Source organism: Polaromonas sp. P3_C2 (genome assembly GCF_056402675.1).
Map to the genome: position 1 here is coordinate 1 of NZ_JBFUGX010000216.1, position 6,377 is coordinate 6,377.

At 64.8% G+C, this 6,377-nt stretch carries 7 protein-coding genes; all 7 read right to left on the reverse strand.

Annotation, left to right across the window (positions count from 1 at the left end; genetic code table 11):
- Positions 1–42: 42 nt before the first annotated feature.
- The 7 genes from soxA to AC1DWI_RS10920 all read right to left on the reverse strand — a co-directional run bounded on the left by soxA (position 43) and on the right by AC1DWI_RS10920 (position 6,239).
- Positions 43–714: a sulfur oxidation c-type cytochrome SoxA gene (gene soxA, locus AC1DWI_RS10890; protein ID WP_477669273.1), complete on the reverse strand. Its 672-nt coding sequence runs from the start codon at positions 712–714 to the stop codon at positions 43–45.
- Between the two features lie 98 nt (positions 715–812).
- Positions 813–1,136: a thiosulfate oxidation carrier complex protein SoxZ gene (soxZ, locus tag AC1DWI_RS10895; RefSeq protein WP_477669274.1), complete on the reverse strand. Its 324-nt coding sequence runs from the start codon at positions 1,134–1,136 to the stop codon at positions 813–815.
- Between the two features lie 183 nt (positions 1,137–1,319).
- Positions 1,320–1,793, reverse strand: a complete 474-nt coding sequence (locus AC1DWI_RS10900) for a SoxY-related AACIE arm protein (protein WP_477669275.1) — start codon at positions 1,791–1,793, stop codon at positions 1,320–1,322.
- A gap of 4 nt (positions 1,794–1,797) precedes the next feature.
- Positions 1,798–2,244: a sulfur oxidation c-type cytochrome SoxX gene (gene soxX, locus AC1DWI_RS10905; RefSeq protein WP_477669276.1), complete on the reverse strand. Its 447-nt coding sequence runs from the start codon at positions 2,242–2,244 to the stop codon at positions 1,798–1,800.
- The gene (locus AC1DWI_RS10910) at positions 2,241–4,448 is read right to left on the reverse strand and encodes a xanthine dehydrogenase family protein molybdopterin-binding subunit (RefSeq protein WP_477724823.1); all 2,208 of its coding nucleotides are present in this window, start codon (positions 4,446–4,448) and stop codon (positions 2,241–2,243) included. The genes soxX and AC1DWI_RS10910 overlap by 4 nt, the downstream gene beginning before the upstream one ends.
- Positions 4,445–4,948, reverse strand: a complete 504-nt coding sequence (locus AC1DWI_RS10915) for a (2Fe-2S)-binding protein (RefSeq protein WP_477724824.1) — start codon at positions 4,946–4,948, stop codon at positions 4,445–4,447. The genes AC1DWI_RS10910 and AC1DWI_RS10915 overlap by 4 nt, the downstream gene beginning before the upstream one ends.
- A gap of 166 nt (positions 4,949–5,114) precedes the next feature.
- A complete protein-coding gene (locus AC1DWI_RS10920) occupies positions 5,115–6,239 on the reverse strand; it encodes a winged helix DNA-binding domain-containing protein (protein WP_477669279.1) in 1,125 nt (374 codons plus the stop codon).
- Between the last annotated feature and the right edge of the window lie 138 nt (positions 6,240–6,377).

Below are 6,377 nucleotides of genomic sequence, written 5' to 3' on the forward strand. Positions count from 1 at the left end.
TATGCTATGTAATTGATAGCACCCGCAGTACTGCCGCTCAAATCACGGCCGCACGCCCGGCGTCTCCATTGCCATGCCTTTTGCACGGGCATTCAGGTAAAGCTCCAGTTCCACCAGCTCCTGCACGCCATAGGCAAACGGCTCGGCACGCACCCCGCTCATGCAGCCGCGGATGCGGCGCTGCAGCGAACCCAGCGTCTGCCATTCGAGACGGTACACCGGGTAGCCCGTGGGATGTGCCTCGGGAATCAGGCTGCTGGCCAGACGCCTGCCGGCCAAACCGTCATGGCACTGCGCGCAGGACAGGTTGAGCTGGCCCATGCGCTGCGCGAAAAGCTGCTGCCCGCGCTGGCGGAAAGGCTCCAGCCGGGCATCATCGGGCGGCGATACCGGCAGACCGCGCGACTGCAGCGCCACATAGCTTTCCAGGCTCAGCAGATCCTGGCTTTCGGCGCGCAGCGGTGCGGCCTGCTGGTGATGCTGGCGGCACTGATTGATGCGCTGGCTCAAGGTGATGGGCCGGCCGAGTTGAATGTCAAACGCCGGGTATCGCGCCGACACGCCGCGCATGCTGTCCGGCGTTGTGTGGCAGCTGATGCACGCCTTTCCGTTGGCACCTGTTGGCTGCTTCCACAGCGCTTCGCCGTCCTTGACCCACAACATGCCGGGATTCAGCGCATCGTCTTTCTGCATGGCCTGGGTGGATGCGCTCATGTCCTCAAAGCCTGAACGGCGAAGGTCTTTTGGCGGCGCGGTCTGTGCGCCGGCATGGCATGCCAGCACGAAAGACAAAAGGCCCGCGGGGATGCGCGTCATCCCGTGACGGCCAGGTTGATGCTTTCAGTCTGCGCAAAACCGTTGTCGCCTTCCCAGCGAAGCACCAGCGTGCCGCTGTCGGTCGCCACGGTATGGAAGGCGAGGTAGGGATTGGCTGAGACAGCCGAAAACAGCTCAGCGCTGAAGATCAGTTCACCGTTGTAGCGGCAGCTGAAGGTCTTGATGATGTTGCGCGGCAGGACCTTGCCGTCCTCACCGGCGCGAAAGCCGGTTTCCATCGGGTGGCCTATGGTCGCGCGTATCTCGATGACTTCACCGCGTATGGCGCTGGCGGGGGCGTTGATGAGCGTGCGAGTCATATCAGTGATCTCCCAAAGAGCCACGCCGCGAAGGAGGCAGGGAACTGCAGGCGAGAGGCGGTGAGTGACCGTGGGGGCTCTTTTCTTCGCCAGCAGGGGCCGCGGGACTGGCTTTGCCAGACCGCAGGCGCAGCGGCCCCCTTGGGGGGCAGGGAGCTACACGAAGTGAGCGACCGTGGGGGCTCACGTATCGCCTTCAATACAAGCCGCCAGGGTCACGATGACATTGACGGTGTGCGACCAGTAGCTGCCGTCGCTCATCTGTGCGACGGCCACAAGCTGTTGTGAGGTAGCCAGGCGTATGCGTGTTGTCACGCTGGCCTTGCCGGAGCGAGGCCCCAGCGTGAAGCGGGCCACATCGCGCTGGGGGTTTTTCTCGTTGAAGACGGCAATGCTTTTCACGTGGTCGGCCGCCGTCATGGGACTCTCGACCGTGACGGTGATGGGCACCACATTGCCGTTGTCGACCAGCTCGGCTATATCAAGCTTGATTTTGCCCGCTCGTACCGGAGCGCTTTGGGTATAGGCCGCCACCGCTGCCGCCAGCTCACCGGCCTGCGCCGCTGCGGGACGCAAAACGACGCTCAGGCCCATGCTGGCCGCGCCCGCCAGAATATGGCGCCGATTAAAAGAAATAAAACGGCCTGCTGTGGTCATGAGGTCACTTCAGCGTGAGCAGAAAGGCCACCACGTCTTCAATTTGCTGGGCGTTCATGATGGGCTTGCCCTGCCAGGCCGTACCTACGCGCACCAGGCCGTCGTTGCGGTAGTAGGCGGGCATGATGCTGGCCGGATTCAGGCGCTGCGCGTCGGCAATGCGCAGGCGCAGCTGGCCTTCGCTCCAGCGCGTGCCCGCGCCCACCAGGTCGGGCGCCAGGTTTCCCTGGAAGCGCTCTTCGGGAATGGGGCCGGTATGGCAGAGCAGACACAGGCCGTGTTGGCGGCTCGCGACGATGGCACGGCCGCGCGCTGCGTCTCCGGGCGTTGTCGTCAACGCCTGGGGTATTGCGTCGCCAACAACCTGCAGCGGCGGGACGGGTTGCTGCGCGAAGCCGGTCCAGGGCGCCAGCATCATCAACCCGCCGGCGATGGCACCATGCCGGTTCATGCTTTCTTGAGGTCGTGATTCTTCAGCGGCAGGTCACGTATACGTTTGCCCGTCGCCGCGTACACGGCATTGAGAACGGCGGGCGCGGCGACCGCGATCGTCGGTTCGCCGACGCCGCCCCAGAACCCGCCCGAGGCGACGATGATGGTTTCCACCGCCGGCATGTGCTGCATCTGCACGACGGGGTAGGTGCTGAAGTTGTCCTGCTCCATACGTCCGTCTTTTTGTGTGCATTCGCCGAACAGCGCCGCCGACAGGCCGTAAGCAAAGGAGCCCTCGACCTGCGCCTCGATCTGCTGCGGGTTGACCGCATAGCCCGGGTCGGTGGCGGCTACGATGCGGTGGACCTTGAGCACGCCATCGCTGCTCACCGACACCTCGGCACAGRCCGCCACGTAACTGCCAAAGCCCATGGTCTGGGCCAGGCCCCGGTAGACCTTCTGGCCGCCGACGTCGGGCGGCGGCACGTTCCACTTGACGCGATCGGCAACGGCATTCAGCACGGCCAGGTGCTTGGGGTGATTCGTCATCAGCTTGCGCCGCAAGGCCAGCGGGTCCTGCCTGGTGGCAACTGCGATTTCGTCGATGAAGGACTCGAGGTAAATCGTGTTCTGGTTCAGGTTTACGCCGCGCCAGAAGCCAGGCGGCACGCTGGGGTTTCGCATCGCATGGTCGATCAGCAGGTTGGGGAAGCTGTAACCAATGGAGGCTTCAGGTCCTGGTGCGTTGAGGCCCTGGAACTGCACCGGGTCCAGCCCGTTGCGCACGTTCTGCGGCGCCACGCCGGCCAGGATGGACTGGCCCGAAATGCGCATGTGCAGCGCGGTGACGTTACCCTGCGCGTCCAGTCCGGCCTGCAGCTTGCACTGCGTGACCGGGTGATAGCGGCCGTGCAGCATGTCTTCTTCGCGCGACCACAACAGCTTGACCGGCACACCCGGCATTTGTTTGGCAATGTCCACGGCCTGGCGCACCCAGTCGTGCACCGCGCCGCGCCGCCCGAAGCCGCCGCCCAGGTGGATTTTGTAGACCTCACATTTGCCGGCCGGAAGCCCTGCCGCTTCCGAGGTGGCCGCCAGAGCCGCTTCACCGTTTTGCGTGGGCGTCCAGACTTCGCAGTGCTCGGGCGTCCAGCGTGCCGTCGCATTCATGGGCTCCATGGTCGCGTGGTTCTGGTGCGGGTAGGAATACACCGCTTCGATGCGTCTGGCTGCTGAGGCCAGCGCTGCTTTGGCGTCGCCGTTCTGATTGCCGACAGCTGCGTCGGGCGCGTCCAGCCCGGCCTTGAGCATCTGGGCCACGCCGGCACTGGAATTTGAAGCGTTGGGGCCGTTGTCCCATTCAATGGGCAGCGCGTCGAGTGCGGTCTTGGCGCGCCACCAGGTGTCGGCCACGACGGCCACCGCGCTGTCTCCGACCGCCAGCACCTTCTTCACGCCGGGGCGCTTTTCAATCGCGGCGGCATTGAAGCTCTTGACCTTGCCGCCGAACACCGGACAGTCCTTGATGGCCGCATTGAGCATGCCGGGCAGTTTCAGGTCCGCGCCGTACACCTGCTTGCCGGTGACCTTGTCCAGCGTGTCCAGCCTTGCCAGGCGCTTGCCCACGAGCTTCCAGTCTTTCGGGTCTTTGAGCTTGACCTCGGTGGGGGGCGCCACCTTGGCTGCCGCAATCGTCACTTTGCCGTAGGTGGTTTTGCGGCCCGATGGCGTGTGAGTAATCACGCTGCTGGCGGCTGTGCATTCGGCCGCCGGCACCTTCCATTCATCGGCTGCGGCTTGCACCAGCATCATTCGGGCGGTGGCGCCGCCCTTGCGCACATAGTCGTGCGATTCACGGATCCCGCGGCTGCCGCCGGTGGAGAAGTTGCCCCAGGCCCGGTTGCGCGCCAGGTTCTGACCGGGTGTCGGGTATTCGGTGGTGACTTTGGCCCAGTTGCATTCCAGTTCTTCTGCCACGAGTTGCGCGAGCCCGGTCAGGCTGCCCTGGCCCATTTCAGAGCGGGCGATGCGGATGACCACTGTGTCGTCGGGGCGCACAACGACCCAGGCATTGATCTCCGGCGAGGCTGCGCCCTGGGCCGCCGCCGTGCCGGCGAACGGAATGTGAAAACCGACGATGAGGCCGGCCGAGGCGCCCGAGGCCAGGAAGCGGCGGCGCGAGAGACGCAGAGGGTTTGCGGAGGGCAGGGGGATGGCGCTCATGTCGTGCTCCCGTCGGTGTGCTGAATGGCGAGCGCCGCGCTTTTGGTGTTGCCACCTGCGGCAACAACCTTGATGGCGGCGCGGATGCGGTTGTAGGTGCCGCAGCGGCAGATGTTGGTCATCGCCTCATTGATGTCGGCATCGGTCGGGTTCGGTTTGGCCTTGAGCAGCGCCGCCGCCGTCATCAMCATGCCGCACTGGCAATAGCCGCACTGCGGAACGTCCAGCGCAACCCAGGCCTTTTGTATGGGGTGCGAGCCGTCCGGCGACAAACCTTCAATAGTCACGATTTTTTCGTTCGCACTCACCGTCGAGACGGGGCGCACGCAACTGCGTGTAGGCACGCCGTCAATGTGCACGGTGCAGGCGCCGCAGGCCGCGATGCCGCAGCCGTATTTGGTGCCGGTGAGCCCGAGCTGTTCTCGGATGACCCACAGCAGCGGTGTGTCGTCCTCCACTTCAAACTCACGCACGGTACCGTTGACGTTCAGTTTTGCCATGGATGCGCTCCTCAATATTTGAAGGAAGGATGGGCCGGATGACTGGGAGATAGTAGCGCTGGGGCATGTCAAATGCACCCGGCAATGCTATACCTGAGTAATGTGCTGACTTGCGCTTGGCAATAAAGTTCGGCCGGGTAAACCCTTGTGAGACCGGCGCTTTTCGTCAGTGAACTTCTGCCAGCGGCAGGCCAGTGAAAGCCGCGTAGCGTTGAGCGGCAAGCCGCAGTGCGCCGGCGCTGCCGCGCGGCAGCGGCGCGAAGGGCGCTGTGCTGATACTGAGCGCGCCTTTTTTTACCTCCGCCTGCCAGGTGCCGGCCACGCGCCCACCGACCAGCAGCGCCGGGCGGAACAGGCCATTGGGCGTCATGAGCTTGCCGGCGTGTTCGCTGTCGATGATGGCTTTGCGGTCCGTGTAGCCCAGCACGTATTCGTCGAAGCCGGCGAGTAATTGAAGCGCGGGCTTGCCAGCCGGCGGTAAAGGCGTGCGTTTGAACCACCACACGGTGTTCCCGTCAAACAGTGCCTGTGCCAGGCCGGCTTCGGCCATCTCCAGCGCCGCCCTGGCTTCGCCGGCGGCCAGCCCTGACCACCAGGAAAAATCGGCCAGAGTGGCGGGGCCATGGCTGGCAAAGTAGCGCTGCGCCAGTTGTTTGAGTGCGTCCTCGCGAGGCAGCTCCTTGCCTGCTTCGAGTCCGGGAGGCAGCCATTCATCAAGCAGTGTGTAGGTGGCCTGCTTGCCGCGCGGATCGCCCAGACAGATCAGCCCAACTTGGGCCGCGCGGTACAGGATGCGCCCCCCGCGATGGCCTTCAGTGTTGACGCGATGCTGCGCGAGCGCAGCAAAAAGTTCCAGGCGTGTGAGCTGCCGGCCGCCTTCCAGGCACTGCCGGAGGGCCGGAAGGATTTTGCGGAAGGCCGCCTCATCCAGCTGAACCTCACGGTAGGCTGCCGCGGTGCGGGTCAGCAAAGCCGGCGCGGCCAGGGCCAGCAGCCAGCGCAGGTCGGCGGCCGCTACCAGGTGCAGTGTGCCGCGCAGGACCCAGCTGCGGACCACCTTGCGTTGGGACAGTGCCTGTTCAATCGACGCGTCAGTGATGGCCGCAGCGGTTGCGAGGCGCGAGCCAACTGCCCAGCGGGCGTGGGCATATTCCTGTGCCTGCACGGCGCCAAACCACTGCACGGCCTGATCGACGCGTTTGAAATTTGAGGCCCCAGGCGGGGCGGTTGGCACAAGGCGCTGGCTGGCCTGCCGCAGCGCGAGCAGTTCCTGCCGCGAGATCTCCGCCATGCTCAGGCAACGTTTTCAAGCATGGCGAGCATGCGGCTTTGCCAGGCTGCGGGAGAGAACCGTTCGCGCAGCAGTTGCTGCGACGCCTGCACCATGGCCTGGCGACGGGGTACGTCTGCCAGCAGGTCGGCGCATGCC

Bases quoted from the DNA above. Each gene is read 5' to 3' on its own strand.
- soxZ (WP_477669274.1), bottom strand. From the start codon at position 1,136: ATGACTCGCACGCTCATCAACGCCCCCGCCAGCGCCATACGCGGTGAA.
- AC1DWI_RS10920 (WP_477669279.1), bottom strand. From the start codon at position 6,239: ATGGCGGAGATCTCGCGGCAGGAACTGCTCGCGCTGCGGCAGGCCAGC.
- soxA (WP_477669273.1), bottom strand. From the start codon at position 714: ATGAGCGCATCCACCCAGGCCATGCAGAAAGACGATGCGCTGAATCCC.
- soxX (WP_477669276.1), bottom strand. From the start codon at position 2,244: ATGAACCGGCATGGTGCCATCGCCGGCGGGTTGATGATGCTGGCGCCC.
- AC1DWI_RS10900 (WP_477669275.1), bottom strand. From the start codon at position 1,793: ATGACCACAGCAGGCCGTTTTATTTCTTTTAATCGGCGCCATATTCTG.